Raw genomic sequence first — 16,773 nt, forward strand, 5'->3', positions numbered from 1 at the left:
CGCGGAGCATGAGGCCTCTGTCCCGCGAGCGGGCCTACTTCGACGCCTTCGACACACGCGACGGGCGGTCGCCGGCGAGGGGCGCGCCGTGCTCGTCGCCCCAGGGCGACAGGCGGGTCGCGGCGGTGCGCTCGTGCGGCATGGCGGCGCGCGGCGAGCGGAAGTACTGCATCGGCGAGTAGAAGACCAGGTTCGACGCGCGGCTCGTGTAGATGCAGGCGTAGTTCTCGATCTGCTCGGCGAAGCGCGAGTTCTCGTGGCCCTCCTTGAAGGTGAGCCCCCAGTACGGGTTGAAGCCCTCCTCGACCGCGCGCTCCAGCTCGCGCACGCGATCGTCCGCGTCCCGGCGCGCGCGGCGGAGCACCTCGAGCTCGGCCTTGTCGCGCCGCCGCGTCGCCTCGAGCCGCTCGCGCTCCGCAGGATCGCCCACGCGATCGAGGCGCCGGTCGAGCGCGTTCAGGGCCGAGCGGTGCACCGCGACCTCGTCCTCGATGCGGACGCGCAGGGCCTCGAGCCGCGCCATCTCGGCGAGCGCGTCCTGGTTCTTCTCGAGCCAGGCGAGCTCGGCCTCGAGCTCCTCGACGACCATGCAGGTGCGCCAGAGGGAGCTCTTCTTCGAGCGCAGGATGTCGCCGTAGATGTGGTCGCCGACGTAGAGGATCCGGTCCCCGCCGATGCCGATGAGCCGCTCCAGCGTGGGGAGATCGCCCCCCTCGTACCAGCGACCGCGCTCGATGGAGGTTGCCTCGCCGGCGCGCGCGCCGTCCGGCGCGAGCGCGTACAGCGGCCGGCGCTCGGAGAAGAAGGCGGGCTTCGCCGCGCCGGTCACCACCGCGTCGAAGTAGTTCCGCCAGCTCGGGTACTCGGGGAGGACGTCGTCGAGGACGTAGGACATCACGGCGTCGGTGTAGTCCCAGAGCGAGTTCGTGAGGAGGAAGAGCTTCTTCCCGCCGGAGCGGAGCTTGTGGAGCGCGGGGCCGAGCTCGGCGTCCTTCACGAGGTAGCGCGGGAGGTCCTTCTTCACCTCCGCCTTGAGCGTGCCGTCGCGGTGCACCGTGTCGATGGACTCGCGGATGTCCTGCCAGAGCTTCTCGTAGTCGATCGTCTGCCCCTCGCCCTCGAGGTGCTCGATGATCCCGGCGAACAGGCTCGCCTCGGGCAGCGCGAAGAGCGTGTCGATCCAGGCGAAGCGCGGGGAGGAGAGGTGGACCTTCTCGTCGCGGTAGAGGCGGCGGAGCTCCTCGTGCGGCAGGGGGCGGCGCCCGTGGTAGCAGCGGCCCACGTGGTTGTGCCGGTCCATCTTGAAGATGTTGCCGTGCAGCTTGTCCATCACGAGCCCGCGGATGACGAAGGCGGGGTCGTACTGGAGGACGCCGAGCTGCTGCGGGTAGCCGCGCGCGGAGATCATGCGCGCGAGCGTCATCCCGAACGCGAGCTCCTCGAGCCGCTGCAGGTGGTACATCGCGAGCGTGTAGTCCATGTCGAAGCCGACGGCCTCGATCTTGTCCATCCGGAGGTTCCGGTTGACGAAGACCTGGCGTGCGCGCGGCACCTCGCGGTGACCGACGTGCGGCGTGGTGAGCAGCGACAGGAGCTCGGGCGCCTCGTACGCGCGCCCTGCGGTCGGTGTGGCGGGCGCGGCGTGCCCGACGGCGCCGGCCGGGACGCCCCCTCTGGCGGTTGGCATGTCGGAGGCCGTGATAACCCGCCCGGCGCACCGGCTCAACGATCGTGCGGGCGGATGCTCGCGGCGCCGAGGCGGCGGGCGGCAGGCCCGCCGGGAAAGTTGACCGGGGTGGCGTGCGTGGCACGCTCGCGCGCACCGTGCCGAGGCGCCTCACCCTCACCGAGCTCGCCGCCCGCATCGAGCAGCTCGAGGATCGCATCGCCCGGCTCGAGGCCGGACGCGCTCCCCCGGGCGATGGGCGCGCCGCGCGCGTGAAGCGCACCCGCGAGGTGAAGCGCTGCCCGGGCTGCGGCCTCCCGCTGCGGCGGCGCGCCGGGCGCTGCGCGAGCTGCGGGCGGCCGCTCGACTCGCTCTAGCCGCTCGAGGCTACTCGTCCGCGACCATCCGTGACGCCGGAACGCCGAGCGCCCGCGCGATGGCGACCACGGTGGTGTAGGGCGGGTTGCGGCCGCCGCGCTCGATGAGGCTCACGTACGCGACCGACAGGTCGAGCGCCTCGGCGAGCGCCTCCTGCGTGAGGCCGCGGCTGCGGCGCTCCTCTCGTACGCGCTCTCCGAGCCGCCGCAGCTCTTCGCGGCGGGGGTCACGCTGTGGCTTGTTCTTGCTGGCCATGCTCCGCGCGCTCTCCTGGGTGGAGGGAATACTAACGACTCGGCCTAGCGAAAAGGACCGACTCCTTTAGGGCGAGATGGCCCTCGCGATCCACGGACCATGCGTCCAGCCTCCACACGAGGGGGGTGCGGCGCCTTCCCGGCGGGGGCTCCACTCACAGCAACATCCGAGAATCGCCCCGCTTCCCCGGCCGCGCGCATGGACGCTGAGTCGCCCCGCGGCTATGTTCGCGCGCGCACATGGCGACCCCTCCCGCGCACACGGGCGTCCTCGACCTCGATCAGGTGAGGGCGCACACGCTCCCGAACGGCCTCCGCGTCCGGCTCCTGCAGGACCGGAGCGCGCCGACGCTCAGCTATTACACGTTCTTCCAGGTCGGCTCGCGCAACGAGCGGCTCGGCACGACCGGCATCAGCCACCTCTTCGAGCACATGATGTTCAACGGGGCGGCCAAGTACGGGCCGAAGGAGTTCGACCGCGTCCTCGAGTCGCGCGGCGGTCACTCGAACGCCTACACCTCGAACGACGTCACCGCGTACTACGAGGACTTCGCGCCCGACGCGCTCGAGACCGTCATCGACCTCGAGGCGGACCGGATGCGCTCGCTCCGGCTCACGACCGACTCGCTGGAGCAGGAGCGCGAGGTCGTGAAGGAGGAGCGCCGGCTGCGCACGGAGAACTCGATCTTCGGGCTCATGGAGGAGCAGCTCGAGTCGCTCGTCTTCCTCGCGCACCCGTACCGCTGGCCGGTGATCGGCTGGATGGACGACATCGAGCGGATCACCCGCGACGACTGCGAGGCGTTCTTCCGGACCTACTACGCCCCGAACAACGCGGCGGTGTACGTCGTCGGCGACATGGACCCCGACGCGACGCTCGCGCTGCTCGAGCGCCACTACGCGGACATCCCCGCCGGCCCGCGGCCCGCCCCGGTCCCGCAGGGCGAGCCGCCCCAGCGCGGCGAGCGCCGAGCCGTCGTGCGCTATCCGGCGCAGGCGCCCGCGCTCCTCGCCGGCTGGCGCGGGCCCGCGGCCCGCAGCCCGGACTCGGCCGCGCTCGACGTCCTGCAGGTGTGCCTCGCCGTGGGCGAGTCCTCGCGGCTCCGCCGCCGCCTCGTGCAGGACGAGGAGGTCGCGGTGTCGGTGTCGATCGGCTGGGGCTGGCGCATCGACCCGGGGGTGTTCCTCGCCTTCGCGGAGCTCACGCCCAAGGTGAAGAGCGCCCGGGCGGAGGCGATGCTCTGGGAGGAGCTCGATCGCGCCGCGTCGAAGGGGGTCTCGAGCGCGGAGGTGCGCCGGGCGCAGGCGCTGCTCCGCAGCTCGGTCCTTCACGAGCTCGCGACGCACCACGGGGTCGCGCACGCGCTCGGGCAGGCCGAGGCGCTCCTCGGCGACTGGCGCGAGGCGGGACGCGCGCTCGAGCACTACGCGGCGGTCGGCCCGCGCGACGTCAAGCGGGTGGCCGCCGAGTACCTGGATCCCTCCCGGCGGAGCGTCGTCGCGCTCGATCCCGAGGTGCAGCGGTGAGCGCCCCCATCGCCCTGCCGCCCATCCACCGCGAGACCCTGCCGAGCGGGCTCTCCGTCGTCGTCGCCCAGCGGCCGGGGGTGCCCCTCGCGGCGGTGCGGCTCGTGCTCCGCGGCGGCTCGTCGCTCGACCCCGCGCGTCGCAGCGGCCTCGCCCACCTCGTCGCCCTGGCCGCTCGGCGCGGGACGCGGCGCCGCACCGGTCCCGAGATCGACCTCGCCGTCGAGTCGCTCGGCGCGGAGCTCGGCGCGGGCGTGGACGAGGACGCGACCTACTTCGGCCTCTCGGCGCCGGTCGAGGAGCTCCCGCGCTGCATGGACATCCTCGCCGACGTGGCGACCCACCCCGTGTTCCCGCCTGCCGAGGTGAAGCGGCTGAAGCGGCGCGAGGTCGCGGCGCTCGCCCATGACCTCGACGAGCCGTCGGTGGTCGCCGATCGCGCGATGCTCTCCGCCGCCTTCGGCGATCACCCCTACGGCCACTCGCCCGAGGGGCGCGTCCGCGATCTCACCCAGGCCACCCGGGCCGACGTGGCTGGCTTCCACGCGCGCCACTACAGGCCCTCCGAGGCGATCCTCGTGGTCGTCGGCAAGGTTGAGCTCGCGGAGGTGCTCGCGCTCGTGCGGCGGCGCTTCGGCGCCTGGCGCGGGCCCGAGGGCGCGGAGCCGCCGGTGCGCGCGCCGGCGCCGCCGGAGACGCGGGTGCTGGTGGTGGACAAGCCGGACGTCACGCAGTCGCAGGTGCGCATCGCCTCCGCGGGGTTCCCGCGCAAGAGCCCGGACTACGTCCCCGGGATCGTGGCGAGCGCCCTGCTCGGCGGGGGCTTCACCTCGCGTCTCATGGAGGCGATCCGCGTGAACCGCGGCCTCTCCTACGGGGTGCGCAGCCGGTTCGCGACGAGCGCGTCGGGCGGAGTCTTCTTCATCTCCACCTTCACGAAGGTCGAGACCACCGGCGAGATCGTGCAGGTGGCGCTCGACGAGACGGCGCGCTTCAGCGAGGAGGGGCCGGCGGCCGAGGAGCTGGAGCGCACGAAGAGCTACCTCTGCGGCCTCTTTCCGCTCTCCCTCGAGACGCACGACCAGCTCGCGGAGAAGCTCGCGGATCTCGCGCTCTTCGATCTCCCGGACGACGACATCCGGCTGTTCCGGGATCGCGTCCGCGCGATCGGGGCGGACGAGTGCCGCCTCGCGGCCCGCCGCTACTTCCCGCTCGAGCGGCGGGTGGTGGTGGCCGTCGGCCCGGCGAAGGCGATCGCCCCGGCGCTGGAGCGGTTCGGGCCGGTGTCGGTCGTCCCCGCGAGGAAGATGGTGTGAGCGGTGAAGGAGGAGGGATCCGCGTCCTCCACTCGGACGCGGCGCTGCTCGCGGTGGACAAGCCGGCCGGGCGCATCGTCATCCCCGGCCGCGGCGGCGACGAGCGCAGCCTGCGCGAGGAGCTGGAGGCCGAGCACGGGAGGCTCTGGGTCGTGCACCGGCTCGATCGCGGCACGACCGGCGTGCTCGTCTTCCCGCGCACCGCCGAGGCGCACCGCGCCCTGAACCTCGCGTTCGACCGGGGCGAGCCGCGCAAGCGCTACGTCGCGCTCGTGCGCGGTACGCCGCCCGAGGAGGCGCGCCTCGACGCGGCCATCGCGCCGGCGCGCCGGGGACGGATGCGCCCCGCCCGGCCGGGCGACGCCCGCGGCAAGGCCGCGCTGACGGTGGTCCGGCTGCTCGAGGCCTTCCCGCCGAGGCCCTGGGCGGGCGGCGCGCTCGCGCTCGCGGAGGCGCTGCCGGAGACCGGGCGCACGCACCAGATCCGGGTTCACCTCATGCACGCCGGCTTCCCGCTCGCGGTGGACCCGGACTACGGCGACGAGGGCCCGCTCCTCGGGCCGGACGCGCGGCTGCTCCTCGCGCGGACCCCGCTCCACGCGGCGCGGCTCGAGCTCCGCCACCCCGCGACCGGCGCCCCGCTCGTGCTCGAGGCGCCGCTGCCCGACGACATGGCCGGGGCGATCGCGGCGCTGCGGGCGGGGTGAGGCCGCGGGCTATGCCCGCCCGTGGACGAGCAGCTTCACGTCCGAGCGGAACGTGACCTCGATCTTGCCGGCGTCGCGGATGGCCGAGACGAAGCCGCGGCCGAACGTGGGGTGGTCCACCACGTCGTTCACGAGGTAGGTGCGCTTCGGCGAGTAGGGCTGCGCGGTGGAGAGGTCCTTGCCGGCGAGGAGGTCCTCGAAGGCGACGACCGCCGCCTTCTCTCGCGCCGGGCGCTCCGCCCGCGCGCCCGCGGGGCGAGGGGCCGGGCGGCCGGGGGGATCGCGGTAGCGGTGCACGCCGTGGCAGGTGTTGCACTCGACCTTCACCGGCCTGCCCGACACCACCGCGTGCACGGTGTGCGCGAGCATGAGCTGGCACTTCGTGCAGAACGCATCGACCTCGCCGCCGACCTTGACCATGGGGCGCGCGAGTATAGCGATGGGCCGCCGGCCCGCAACCCGCCTCCGGGAAAGCGGCGCAGCGCTCGCCGCCATGCGATAGTGCGCGCCGATGGAACGCCTGAAGGCCGCCCTCGAGGACTTCGGCCGGATGCTCCTCTTCGCGGTCGAGATGGTCGCGTGGATCTTCCGGCCGCCGTTCCGGCCCGAGCTCGTGCTCGCCCAGATGGCGTTCATCGGGGTGGGCTCCGCCTTCATCGTCGGCGTCACCGGCACCTTCTCCGGGATGGTGTTCGCGCTGCAGATGAACTTCGCGATGAAGCAGTTCGCCGCCGAGGGCTACGTCGGGGGCTCGGTCGCCTTCTCCCTCGCCCGCGAGCTCTCGCCCGTGTTCACCGCGCTCATGGTCACCGGCCGCGCGGGCAGCGCCATCGCGACCGAGCTCGGCACCATGCGCGTCACCGAGCAGCTCGACGCCATGGAGTCGATGGCGGTGAACCCGATCCAGTACCTGGTCGTGCCGCGGGTGATCGCGTCCCTGCTCATGTTCCCGGTGCTCACCATGCTCTTCAACGCGCTCGGCTACGCCGGCGGGTTCGTGATGGGCGTGTACGTCGCGCGGATCCCCATCGGTCCGTACCTCGCCCACACCCAGGAGTTCATGAACGTGAGCGACATCCTCCACGGCCTGCTCAAGGCGGTGGTGTTCGGGCTCATCGTCTCGGTCATCACCACCTGGCGCGGCTACGCCGCGACCGGCGGCGCGAAGGGAGTGGGGGAGGGGACGACCCGCGGCGTCGTCGCGAGCTCCATCTTCATCCTGCTCGCCGACTACGCGATCACCTTCGTCTCGGTGGGGACCTGAGCCGTGATCGAGGTCCGCGATCTCTGGAAGTCGTTCGGCGACAACCACGTCCTGAAGGGGATCACGCTCACCATCCCCGAGGGGCAGACGTACGTGGTCCTCGGCGGCTCCGGGTCCGGCAAGACCGTGCTCATGAAACACGTCATCGGGCTGCTCAAGCCCGACCGCGGCTCGGTGCACGTCGGCGGGCGCGAGATCTCCGCCCTCCACGGGAAGGCGCTCACCGAGGCGCGCCAGCTCTTCGGGATGGTGTTCCAGGGCGCCGCGCTCTTCGACTCGATGACGGTGTACGAGAACGTGGCCTTCCCGCTCACGGAGAAGCGGCGCGGGGAGCGGGTCCACCCGGACGAGGTGCGCCGACGGGTGATCGAGAAGCTGCGCGTCGTCGATCTCGGCGAGGAGGTCCTCCCGCGCTGGCCGTCCGAGCTGTCCGGCGGCATGCGCAAGCGCGTGGCGCTCGCGCGCGCGCTCGTCTCCGACCCGCAGGTGGTGCTCTACGACGAGCCGACCACCGGCCTCGACCCCATCACCACCGACTACGTGGACGGCATGATCCTCAACGCGAAGCGGGCGCTCGGGATCACGAGCATGGTCATCTCCCATGACATCGCGAGCGCCTTCAAGGTGGCCGACCGCCTCGCGGTGCTCTACGATGGGCATCTCGCCGCCGAGGGGACCCCCGCAGAGGTGCGGGAGAGTAAGGACCCATACGTGCAGCGGTTCCTCTCGATGTGGTTCGAGAAGCAGGCCTCCGAGGACCGATCCGCTTGAAGCCGGGAGTCAACAGGGCGCTCGCCGTGGGCATCCTCGCCGCCGTCACCGGCGTCGCGTTCCTCGTCGCGCTCACCTTCTTCCGCAAGGGCGGCTTCTCCGACCGTGACAGCTACGTCGTGTACGCGTACTTCCGCGACGCGACCGGCCTCACCTGGAAGAGCCGCGTGCAGATCGCCGGCATCCAGATCGGCGAGGTGGACGGGATCCGGCTGGAGGGCGCCCGCGCGCGCCTCGAGATCCGGGTCAAGAACGACATCGAGCTGCACGCCGACGCGTGCCTCACGAAGACCTACCCCTCGGCCCTGCTCCCCGACGCCATCCTCGAGGCGACGCCGGGCACCGAGGCGACGCCGCTCCTCCGGGACCTCCCCGAGGAGAAGCGCGAGATCGCGTGCGCGCGGGCGGCGGCCACGACCCAGGAGCTCATGGACGCCATGGCGAAGATCGCCATCGACGTCCAGGCCATCACCGGCGACCTCGCGAAGACGGTCAACGGCAACCAGGGGAGCCTGCGCGAGATCATCGAGAACCTCGCCCGCATCACCCGCGAGGTGGACCAGGTCGTCGCCGAGAACGGTCAGACGCTCGCGCAGATCCTCCAGAACACGCGCGACTTCACGGGCGACATCTCCGAGATCGCCGGCCGCGACAAGGACCGGATCCACAACATCGCGCGCAACGTCGAGGATCTCACCGCGCGCCTCAACACGGTCCTCGCGAGCGTCCAGGACATCATCGACCCGCAGGGCGCCGGCCGCGGCGTGCCGGGAGCCCGGGGTGAGCCGGGCGCGCCGGGCACGCCGGGCACGCCGGGGGTCGCTGGAGCGCCGGGGGCGGCGGGCGCTCCGGGCGCTCCGGGCGGGACGCTGCTCACCCCCGAGCAGCGCGCGGTCGCGCAGGCGGAGATCGGCGGCGTGCGCCAGGCCGTGGACCGCCTGAACGGGAGCCTCGGCAAGCTCGACTCGATGCTCGACAAGGTCAACGAGGGGAAGAGCCCGGCGGGCAAGCTCCTCGTGGACGAGCGCCTGGGCCGCAAGATGGGCGAAGCGGTCGAGGGGGTCAGCGACTACGTCGACCGGCTCGTGAAGCTGCAGGTGCAGCTCCAGCTCCGCTCGGAGTGGCTGCTCAACCAGACCGTCTCCGAGGGGCGCCCGGGCTCCAAGATCTACTTCGGCGCGCGGCTCATGCCGCGGCCCGACAAGTACTACCTCATCGAGCTGGTCTCCGACCCACGCGGCGTGAACACCGTGACGACCGAGACGATCACCACCCGGCCGCCGGGCTCGAACGTCGAGAGCACGACGCTCGTCACGCGCACGCTGAACGAGGAGAAGCTCTCGGTGTCGCTGGAGCTCGCGAAGCGCTACGGGCCCGTCACCTTCCGCGCCGGCATCATCGAGGGCTCCGGCGGCGTCGGCTCGGACCTGCACCTCCTCCAGGACGCGCTGCAGCTGTCGGTGAACATGTACCAGTTCTCCCGACCCGGCCGCTCCGTGTACCCGCGCGCCAAGATCTGGGCGAACTACCACTTCTTCCAGCACTTCTACGTCACGAGCGGCGTCGACGACTTCCTGAACCAGTGGGAGACCGGCAAGTACCCCGGCGGCCGGAGCTTCAACGTCGGCACCGACGTCTTCTTCGGCGGCGGGCTCTACTTCACGGACGACGACATCAAGACGCTCCTCGGCGCCGGGCTCGGCAGCGCGGCGAGCGCGGCGCCCTAAACGACCGCCGCGAGCGGCTTCGCCGCTTCCGCGGCGTCGCCCCGGCGGGCTCGCGTCGCTCGCCTGTTCGCGAATCATGGCGGCCGTTTAGGCGCCGCTTCCCCTCAGCGGCCCGGCACCTGGCGCTCGAGCCACGCCTCGCCGCCGCGGCCGTCGCGCAGGACGACCCACATCGTGAACGGCCCCGCGGGCGCCTCGAACTCCACCGCGTCGCCCGTGGCGTTCCCCACCCCCGTGAACTCCGGGAACCGGCCCGCGGTCACGTACCACTGCCAGTCGAGCGACTCGAAGAACCCCATGCGCGTCCCGTCGGGCGCGCACTGATAGTAAGGCGGGTCCGCCGCGCCCGGGTCCGCCCGGGCGCAGAGCACGCCCCGCCCCTCCGGGAAGGACGCGGCGCAGAGGCCGTCCCCCCCGCACGCCGCCCCGCCGCACGCGGAGGCGTCCTGGCACGGCACCAGGACCGGCACGCCCTCGCCGCACGGCACGTCCTCGGTCGGTACCCGGCGGACCGTCAGCGGCACCGGGTTCGAGTTCGTGACGTAGGCGCCGGCGAGGTCGGTCCCCGCGATCTCGCTCCCGGGCGTGAGCCGGACGCGCTTCACCGCCACCTCGCGCTCCGCGCCCGCGTCCGCGACGACCAGCACCGGGAGCTCGAGGTAGAGCCGGCAGGCGAGCGCGGGCTCCGCCTCGGCGCGCGCGATGAGCCGGTCGAACGCGCCGGCGACCTCCGGCACCTGCACCTCGATCGCGCTGCCCTCGCCGAGCGCGATCACTCCCGGCGCGGCGAGGAGCCGATCCACGTCGCGCAGCGCCTCCGGGTCGAGGCAGGGCGGGAGCGCCTCCGTGCCGTCGGGGATGCAGGTCGCCCAGCGGATGCGCAGCGGCGCGCGGCCGAGCGGGTTCGCGACGAGCGCGGTGAGCCGCACGGTGTCGCCCAGCCGGGCGTCGGCCGCGAGGCTCCCCGCCACCTGCGAGCGGACCGCGAGGATGCGCAGGTCGGCGACGAGGTACTGCGGCGGGAAGCCGGTGTTGCAGGCGGAGAGGGCGAGCGCGGCGGCCGCGGCGAGCCTTGAGAAGGGCATCGGGGTCACCATTCGGCGCGCAGCCCGAGGGCAGGCAGGACGGGGACGGAGGGGATCGCCACCGTCTCCGAGCAGTCGTAGCTCGGGAAGCGGAACTCGGCGTTCTCGCGGTTCGTGACGTTCTGCACGTCGACGTACACGGACATCATCCAGGAGCGGAACACGAAGCGCTTGTCGAGTCGAGCGTCCGCCTGGAAGAACCCCGGCAGGCGTCGGGAGTACCGGCTCGGGCCGGGGATGCACTGGTAGCGCCCCGAGTCGGCGTCGTACACGCTGCCCTCGAACGGCGTGTAGGGATTGCCGCTCACGCCGCGCACGCGCGTGCCGAGGATCCAGTCGCCGCGCAGCCGGTAGGAGAGCACGAGCGCGAGGATGTGGCGCTGGTCGAGCGGGAAGGGGTGCCACTCCGGGTACGACGGCATGGTCGGGTCGTCGCGGCGATCCGAGCGCGACCACGTGTACGAGAGCCAGCCGAACAGGCCCCGCGCGAGCTCGCGGCGGAGCAGCACCTCGATCCCGAGCGCCCGGCCTCGGCCGCCGTTCGAGAGCTGCTCGAGGTTGCCGGCGGCGTCGGTGGCCCGCGTAGGCACGACGAGATCCCGGAGCCGCTTGTAGAAGCCGGTGAGCTCGAGGCGCGCCGACCACGGCAGCGCCTGGCGGGCGCCCAGCGAGAGGTGGAGCCCGTGCTGCGCGCCGAGGTTCGGGTTGCCGAAGGTCTCGGTCAGATCCTGCACCTGGGGCGCGGAGCCGAACAGCCCGGCCGCCGCGGTGAGCGTCGTGCCCTCGCGGAGGTCGTAGAACGCCGAGAGGCGCGGATCGAGCCACGTCTTGCGCCCGCGCAGCCGCGAGTCGCCGTCGAGCCGCACCCCCGCGACGAGCCGCAGCCGCGCCGTGGCGCGGAGGTCCGCCTCGACGTAGCCGGCCGGCGCGAGCCAGGAGCCGCGCGTGCTCTCGCCGACGGTCGCCTCGGGCCGCTCCTGGCCCTGCTGGTCGATCGAGCCGGGGGCGTTCATGGGCGGCGCGTAGATGGAGTAGTCGAACGACCGGAGGATGGCGTCGACGCCGGCCTCCAGGGTGAGCCGCTCCGAGACGCGCCAGGTGAGGGCGTCGCGCAGGGTGAGCGAGCGGAGCTCGGAGAGGACGCCGAAGTTCGAGGACTGCAGCACGTCGAAGCTGTCGCGCCCCAGCGCGACGACGAGATCGTTGCGCGCCGGCCCGATCGCCCGCCGCCAGCGCGCGCCGACCCGGTGGAAGACCGTGGAGAGGTAGAAGGTGGGCCGGCCGGACGACTCGCCGCGGTCGACGAACTCGAGCTTGTCGTCCGAGCCGTAGCCGAGGAGCGACAGGGTGCCGCCCAGGAGCGGGTGCGAGTACTTCGCCTGATAGTCCCAGTACCGCGGCGCGACGCGGAGCTCGCTCGCGGTGTCCGGGGCCACGCGCGGCAGGACGACGGCGAGGACGGCGTCCACCCAGCTGCGCCGGACGGCGAGGAACCCGGTCCCGCCCGCGACCGGCCCCTCGAGCTCCACGCGACCGTCGAACACGTCGAGCTGCGCCGAGCCGTGGAAGGCGTCGCGCCCCTCGCGCGTGCGCAGGTCGACGGTGCCGCCCAGCGCGCGGCCGTAGCGCGTCGCGAAGTTGCCGGGGAGGAACTCGAGGGACTCGATCACGTCGGAGGAGACGACCGAGGTGATGCCGCCGAAGTGGAAGAGCAGGGGGACCGGGATGCCGTCGAGGTAGACGTTCGTCTCGGTGGGCTCCGAGCCGCGCACCACGAGCAGCCCGATCCCGAACGGGCTGCGCGCCACGCCCGGCAGGTTCTGGAGGACCTTGAGCGTGTCGCCCTGCGTCCCGGCGATGGTCCGGATCTCCTCGACCTCGAGCGTGTGGACGCTCACCTCGCGCCGCGGCCGCTCGCCGCGCACCACCGCCTCGTAGGGATCGTAGCTCCGGCGCGAGAGCCGGTACTCCACCTCCAGGCGCTTCCCGGCCTCGATCGTCTCCGTGACGGTGAAGGTCTCGTGCTCCGGCGAGACGATGCGCACCGGGGCCGGGCCGGGCGCGACGCCGCGCACCGAGAAGCGGCCGTCCGCGTCCGTCTCGGTCGCGACGCCCCCCACGTCGATCGAGGCGCCCGCGACAGGGGTGCGGGTCCCGCGCTCGATGACGCGGCCGGCGAGCACCACGGGCGACTCGGCCGGCGGGGGCGGCGTCGCGCGCCGGAGGACGAAGTCGTAGCGGTAGGCGATCTCGACCGGCGCGGGCTTGCCGTCGATCTCGGCGGGCCGGAAGCGGAACTGCTGCACGGCGTGCAGCGCCGCGGGGGCGAAGCCCGGGTGCGGCCCGGGGTCGACCACCACCGCCTGGTGCACCTCGCCGTGCACGTCGATGACGATCGAGAGCTCCACCGAGCCCTCGATCCCGGCGGCCTCGGCGTCGGGCGGGTACTCGGCGGGGACGAACGCGATGAGCTCGGGCGCGCGCGTGAGCACGCCCGCCTCGGGGGCCTCCTCGGGGGCCGGCGCCGTCCGGGCCGCGGACGGGAAGGCCGCGAGGACCGCTCCGAGGAGTAGCGCGTGAATCCTCATCGAGGCGCGTGGATCTTACGGTCTGGCGCCGAGGGGCGCCTATACTTTCCAGGCCCATGCGGAACTGGCTGAAGCTCCTCATCGTCGCGGTCACCGCCGTCGTCGTCACGCAGCTCCTGCTGCGCGGAGCGGGGTCGTCCCGCGGCTCCGGCGAGCTCGCGCCGCCGCTGGTCCTGCCCGACCTGCAGGGGCGTCCGGTCGACGTCGCCGCGCTGCGCGGGAAGGTGGTCGCGGTGAACTTCTGGGCCACCTGGTGCGGACCCTGCCGGGAGGAGATCCCCCAGTTCGCAGAGGTCTGGCGCGCGCACCGCGGCCGCTGCTTCGAGATCCTGGGCGTCGCGGAGGAGTCCGCGCGCGAGGACGTCCTGCGCGCCGCGCCCCAGATCCCGTATCCGATCCTGGTGGACGAGCGCGCCCAGGCGCTCGAGCCGTGGAGCGTGCGGGGCTACCCGCGCACCTACGTCCTCGACGCGGAGGGGAAGGTGCGGCACGTCTTCGAGGGCGGGATGGCGGGCGCCGAGCTCGAGGAGGCGATCCGTCCGCTCCTGCCGGCGAGCTGTCCGGGCTCTTGAGTGCGCTGGCCCGGGCGACCGACGCCGCGAGGGCGGGCGGCCGGGCGGGCACGGATCGAGATGCACGGCGCCCGGCGCTCGCGGTAGATCTCGGGCGTGCCGCGCGCCTGCCCGATCTGTGGAAAGCCCGTCCTACCTCGCACCGAGAACCGCGCGTTCCCGTTCTGCTCGGCCCGCTGCCGGCTGCTGGATCTCGGCAAGTGGCTCGGCGAGGACTACCGCATCCCCGGGCCGCGTCCCGGCGACGGCGTCGAGGCGCCGGAGTCGCCGCAGGAGCCCGAGGGGGACGACGCGTGAAGCCGGTGCTCTACCTCGTCCGCGCCCTGCCGGGCGGGGAGCTCGCGCCGCTGCGCGAGCTCTTCGACATCCGCGGCGGCGCGCCTCGCCCGCCGCCCCGCGAGCGGCTCGTCGAGGAGGCACGCGACGCGGTGGTGCTCGTGCCGACCTACCTCGACCGCGTGGACGCCGCCCTCCTGGACGCGCTCCCGGCGCTCCGGCACGTCGCCTCCTACGGCGTGGGCGTCAACCACCTCGACCTCGAGGCCTGCCGCCGGCGCGGCGTGCTCGTCACGAACACGCCCGGGGTCGTGACCGACGCCACCGCCGACCAGGCCATGGCGCTGCTCCTCGCGGCCGCGCGCCGCGTCGTCGAGGCGGACCGGATCGTCCGGTCCGGCGGCTGGACCGAGGCCGACCCGAGCTGGATGCTCGGGACCGAGGTGACCGGCAAGACGGTCGGCGTCATCGGCTTCGGCCGCATCGGCCAGGCGTTCGCTCGCCGCGCGCGCGGGTTCGAGCTGCGCGTGCTCTACGCGAGCCCCCGCGAGGCCGGCGTCCCGTGGGCGGAGCGCGTCTCGCTCGACCGGCTGCTCGCGGAGAGCGACTTCGTCTCCCTCCACGTGCCGCTCACGCCGGACTCCCGCGAGCTCCTCTCGCGCGAGCGCATCGCGCGCCTCAAGCCCGGCGCCATCGTCGTGAACACCGCGCGTGGCGGCGTGCTCGACGACGCTGCGCTCGCCGAGGCGCTCGCCGCCGGCCGGGTGGGGGCGGCGGGGATCGACGTCTTCCCGGACGAGCCGCGCGTGCCCGAGGCGTACCTGCGCCTGCCGAACGTCGTGCTCACCCCCCACCTCGGCTCCGGAACGCGCGAGACGCGCGCGGCGATGGCACGGCGGGTCCTCGAGGACGTGGCCCGCGTCGCGCGCGGCGATCCGCCGCTGTACCCGGTGCCCTGATGGTCGCGGCCGGGAGGAGCGAGACTTCGGCCCCTGGCCGGGGTGCCGCCCGCGTGGTATCACCGCCCACCCGCGGCGCCGCCGGAGTGACCGGAGGGCAGCACGCGTCGCGCTCGCGGCGCAGCCGCGCCTGGGAGGAGCTCGCGTGAGACGCATCGTGCAGGCGCTCGTGGGGATCGCGATCTCCGGGGCGGCGCTCTGGCTCACGCTGCGCGGCAAGGACGTGGCCGCGATCGCGCAGGAGATCCGCGTCGCGGACTACCGTTACCTCGCGCCGTACGTGCTCATCCTCGTCGGCATCCACCTCGCCCGGACGGTGCGCTGGGGGCTCCTGCTCGAGCCGGTCGCGAAGCTGCCCTTCTCGAAGCTCAACGCCGTGTCGGCGGTCGGGTTCATGGCGCTCGTGGTGCTGCCGTTCCGGCTCGGCGAGTTCGCCCGCCCATACCTCGTCGCCGAGCGCCCGCGCCTCCGCGTCTCGTCCGCGCTCTCCTCGGTCGTGGTCGAGCGCGTGGTGGACGGGGTGTTCACCGGCCTCCTGCTCGTCGTGTCGCTCCTCGCCGTGCCGGACGGCACGCCCGGCGTGCGGCTCCTCAGGACGGCCGGCGTGGTCGTGTCGCTCGCGTTCCTCGCGCTGCTCGCGTTCCTCGTCGGCGCCTACCGGAACCGCGTGCTCGCGGTGCGCTTCTCCGAGGCGCTCCTCCGGCCGTTCTCGCCCCGCCTCGCGGCGCGCGCGTCCGGGATGCTCGACGCGTTCATCCACGGGCTGCGGCTCGTGCCGAGCCGGCGCAAGCTCGCGCTCTTCCTCCTGCTGACCGCCGGCTACTGGGGCCTGAACGCCTGGGGGATGGCGCTCCTCGCCCGCGGGTTCGGGTTCCAGCTCGGCGCCGTCGAGGCCTGCACGATCCTCGGCGTCCTCGTCGTCGGCGTCATGATTCCCGCCGGCCCCGGGATGATCGGCACGTTCCAGGGCGCGATCGTCCTCGGGCTCTCGCTCTTCGCGTCACGCGAGGCGGTGGCCACGCGCGGCGTCGCGTTCGCGAACGTGATCTGGGCGGTGCAGCTCGCGCAGCAGGTCGCGCTCGGGCTCTTCTTCCTCTTCTCGCGCCACATCCAGCTCGGGCGACTCTTCGCCGCGCCGGGCGCGATCGAGACGGGCCTCGAGGCCGAGGAGGCGGAGTACCGCGGCGAGCCCGGAGCGGCCTCGCGGGACTAGGCGATCGCGGCGGCGACCTGCTCGCGCGCGACCTTCACCCGCTCGAGCACCTCGGACAGCTCGCCGAGGAACGACGCGTCCACTGCGGCGTCGATCTCCTCCACGAGCTCGTCGATGAGGGAGGGCGACTCGTCGTCGAAGGGAAAGAGCTCCAGCATCACATCTCCTCCTCGAGCCAGCGGAGCAGGGCTTCCTTGATGCGGTCGGCCGGGCGCCGCGGAGGTCGTGGCGCCTGACGGGGTGGGTTCTCGGGGACCTTGAGCGGAAGCTCGCGCGGGGTGAACTCCTGCGTCCGCGTCGAGATCGAAGCCTGGGACGACTGCACCTTCCCCATCCGAAATCCTCCGATATCGCCCAGCCGTATCCGTGTACCACGGGGAAGGCCGCGAGCAAGAATCCAGGCTCGCAGCCCAGGCGTGGGTCGGACGACGGAGGTGGTTATCACACCCGTCTGACGTTGTCTGTCCGGA

General features: G+C 73.1%; 18 protein-coding genes. 11 read left to right on the top strand and 7 right to left on the bottom strand.

What is annotated here, in order from left to right; genetic code table 11:
- Nucleotides 1-34 precede the first annotated feature (34 nt).
- Nucleotides 35-1,687 (bottom strand): HAD-IG family 5'-nucleotidase, encoded by a 1,653-nt coding sequence (locus tag MNZ29_RS09485; protein ID WP_242338171.1) that lies wholly within the window; start codon nt 1,685-1,687, stop codon nt 35-37.
- 113 nt (nt 1,688-1,800) lie between these two features.
- Here MNZ29_RS09485 and MNZ29_RS09490 point away from each other — a divergent pair, with 113 nt between their 5' ends.
- Complete coding sequence (locus MNZ29_RS09490; RefSeq protein WP_242338169.1) at nt 1,801-2,043, top strand: hypothetical protein; 243 nt, start codon at nt 1,801-1,803, stop codon at nt 2,041-2,043.
- 10 nt (nt 2,044-2,053) lie between these two features.
- Here the strand turns inward: MNZ29_RS09490 and MNZ29_RS09495 are convergent, their stop codons facing one another.
- On the bottom strand, nt 2,054-2,299 hold the full coding sequence (locus MNZ29_RS09495) for a helix-turn-helix domain-containing protein (RefSeq protein WP_242338167.1): 246 nt from the start codon (nt 2,297-2,299) through the stop codon (nt 2,054-2,056).
- Between the two features lie 239 nt (nt 2,300-2,538).
- Between MNZ29_RS09495 and MNZ29_RS09500 the strand changes: the two genes are divergently transcribed.
- Genes MNZ29_RS09500 through MNZ29_RS09510 form a run of 3 tightly spaced genes read left to right on the top strand, consistent with a single transcriptional unit; the run spans nt 2,539 to nt 5,848 of the window.
- Nucleotides 2,539-3,825 (top strand): pitrilysin family protein, encoded by a 1,287-nt coding sequence (locus tag MNZ29_RS09500; protein ID WP_242338165.1) that lies wholly within the window; start codon nt 2,539-2,541, stop codon nt 3,823-3,825.
- A complete protein-coding gene (locus tag MNZ29_RS09505; protein ID WP_242338163.1) occupies nt 3,822-5,141 on the top strand; it encodes a pitrilysin family protein in 1,320 nt (439 codons plus the stop codon). Before MNZ29_RS09500 ends, MNZ29_RS09505 begins: the two co-directional genes overlap by 4 nt.
- Nucleotides 5,138-5,848, top strand: coding sequence for an RluA family pseudouridine synthase (locus tag MNZ29_RS09510; RefSeq protein WP_242338160.1), 711 nt, complete (start codon nt 5,138-5,140; stop codon nt 5,846-5,848). Before MNZ29_RS09505 ends, MNZ29_RS09510 begins: the two co-directional genes overlap by 4 nt.
- Before the next feature lie 9 nt (nt 5,849-5,857).
- Here MNZ29_RS09510 and MNZ29_RS09515 read toward each other — a convergent pair whose 3' ends face one another.
- Complete coding sequence (locus MNZ29_RS09515; protein WP_242338158.1) at nt 5,858-6,268, bottom strand: hypothetical protein; 411 nt, start codon at nt 6,266-6,268, stop codon at nt 5,858-5,860.
- Between the two features lie 91 nt (nt 6,269-6,359).
- Between MNZ29_RS09515 and MNZ29_RS09520 the strand changes: the two genes are divergently transcribed.
- The 3 genes from MNZ29_RS09520 to MNZ29_RS24415 are packed head-to-tail and all read left to right on the top strand — an operon-like array spanning nt 6,360 to nt 9,610.
- Complete coding sequence (locus MNZ29_RS09520) at nt 6,360-7,112, top strand: ABC transporter permease (RefSeq protein WP_242338156.1); 753 nt, start codon at nt 6,360-6,362, stop codon at nt 7,110-7,112.
- Nucleotides 7,113-7,115: 3 nt separating this feature from the next.
- On the top strand, nt 7,116-7,883 hold the full coding sequence (locus MNZ29_RS09525) for an ABC transporter ATP-binding protein (protein ID WP_242338154.1): 768 nt from the start codon (nt 7,116-7,118) through the stop codon (nt 7,881-7,883).
- Nucleotides 7,880-9,610, top strand: coding sequence for an MlaD family protein (locus MNZ29_RS24415; protein WP_277956983.1), 1,731 nt, complete (start codon nt 7,880-7,882; stop codon nt 9,608-9,610). Before MNZ29_RS09525 ends, MNZ29_RS24415 begins: the two co-directional genes overlap by 4 nt.
- Before the next feature lie 104 nt (nt 9,611-9,714).
- On the opposite strand, the gene MNZ29_RS09535 is transcribed toward MNZ29_RS24415, so the two are convergent.
- Nucleotides 9,715-10,695, bottom strand: coding sequence for a hypothetical protein (locus MNZ29_RS09535; protein ID WP_242338153.1), 981 nt, complete (start codon nt 10,693-10,695; stop codon nt 9,715-9,717).
- A gap of 5 nt (nt 10,696-10,700) precedes the next feature.
- The gene (locus tag MNZ29_RS09540; protein WP_242338150.1) at nt 10,701-13,283 is read right to left on the bottom strand and encodes a TonB-dependent receptor domain-containing protein; all 2,583 of its coding nucleotides are present in this window, start codon (nt 13,281-13,283) and stop codon (nt 10,701-10,703) included.
- 56 nt (nt 13,284-13,339) lie between these two features.
- On the opposite strand from MNZ29_RS09540, the gene MNZ29_RS09545 reads away from it, so the two are divergent.
- The 4 genes from MNZ29_RS09545 (at nt 13,340) to MNZ29_RS09560 (ending at nt 16,303) form a co-directional block, all read left to right on the top strand.
- Nucleotides 13,340-13,855, top strand: coding sequence for a TlpA disulfide reductase family protein (locus MNZ29_RS09545; RefSeq protein ID WP_242338148.1), 516 nt, complete (start codon nt 13,340-13,342; stop codon nt 13,853-13,855).
- A gap of 96 nt (nt 13,856-13,951) precedes the next feature.
- A complete protein-coding gene (locus MNZ29_RS09550) occupies nt 13,952-14,152 on the top strand; it encodes a DNA gyrase inhibitor YacG (RefSeq protein ID WP_374109403.1) in 201 nt (66 codons plus the stop codon).
- Complete coding sequence (locus tag MNZ29_RS09555) at nt 14,149-15,090, top strand: D-glycerate dehydrogenase (RefSeq protein WP_242338146.1); 942 nt, start codon at nt 14,149-14,151, stop codon at nt 15,088-15,090. Before MNZ29_RS09550 ends, MNZ29_RS09555 begins: the two co-directional genes overlap by 4 nt.
- 145 nt (nt 15,091-15,235) lie before the next feature.
- The gene (locus MNZ29_RS09560) at nt 15,236-16,303 is read left to right on the top strand and encodes a lysylphosphatidylglycerol synthase transmembrane domain-containing protein (protein WP_242338145.1); all 1,068 of its coding nucleotides are present in this window, start codon (nt 15,236-15,238) and stop codon (nt 16,301-16,303) included.
- On the opposite strand, the gene MNZ29_RS09565 is transcribed toward MNZ29_RS09560, so the two are convergent.
- Nucleotides 16,300-16,461, bottom strand: a complete 162-nt coding sequence (locus MNZ29_RS09565; protein ID WP_242338143.1) for a hypothetical protein — start codon at nt 16,459-16,461, stop codon at nt 16,300-16,302. The two genes, MNZ29_RS09560 and MNZ29_RS09565, sit on opposite strands and share 4 nt — an antisense overlap.
- Complete coding sequence (locus tag MNZ29_RS09570; protein WP_242355008.1) at nt 16,461-16,637, bottom strand: hypothetical protein; 177 nt, start codon at nt 16,635-16,637, stop codon at nt 16,461-16,463. The genes MNZ29_RS09565 and MNZ29_RS09570 overlap by 1 nt, the downstream gene beginning before the upstream one ends.
- Nucleotides 16,638-16,773: the final 136 nt, after the last annotated feature.

The sequence above is a fragment of the Anaeromyxobacter sp. SG64 genome (assembly GCF_022690745.1).
In the GTDB taxonomy this organism is placed as follows: Bacteria; Myxococcota; Myxococcia; order Myxococcales; family Anaeromyxobacteraceae; genus Anaeromyxobacter; species Anaeromyxobacter soli.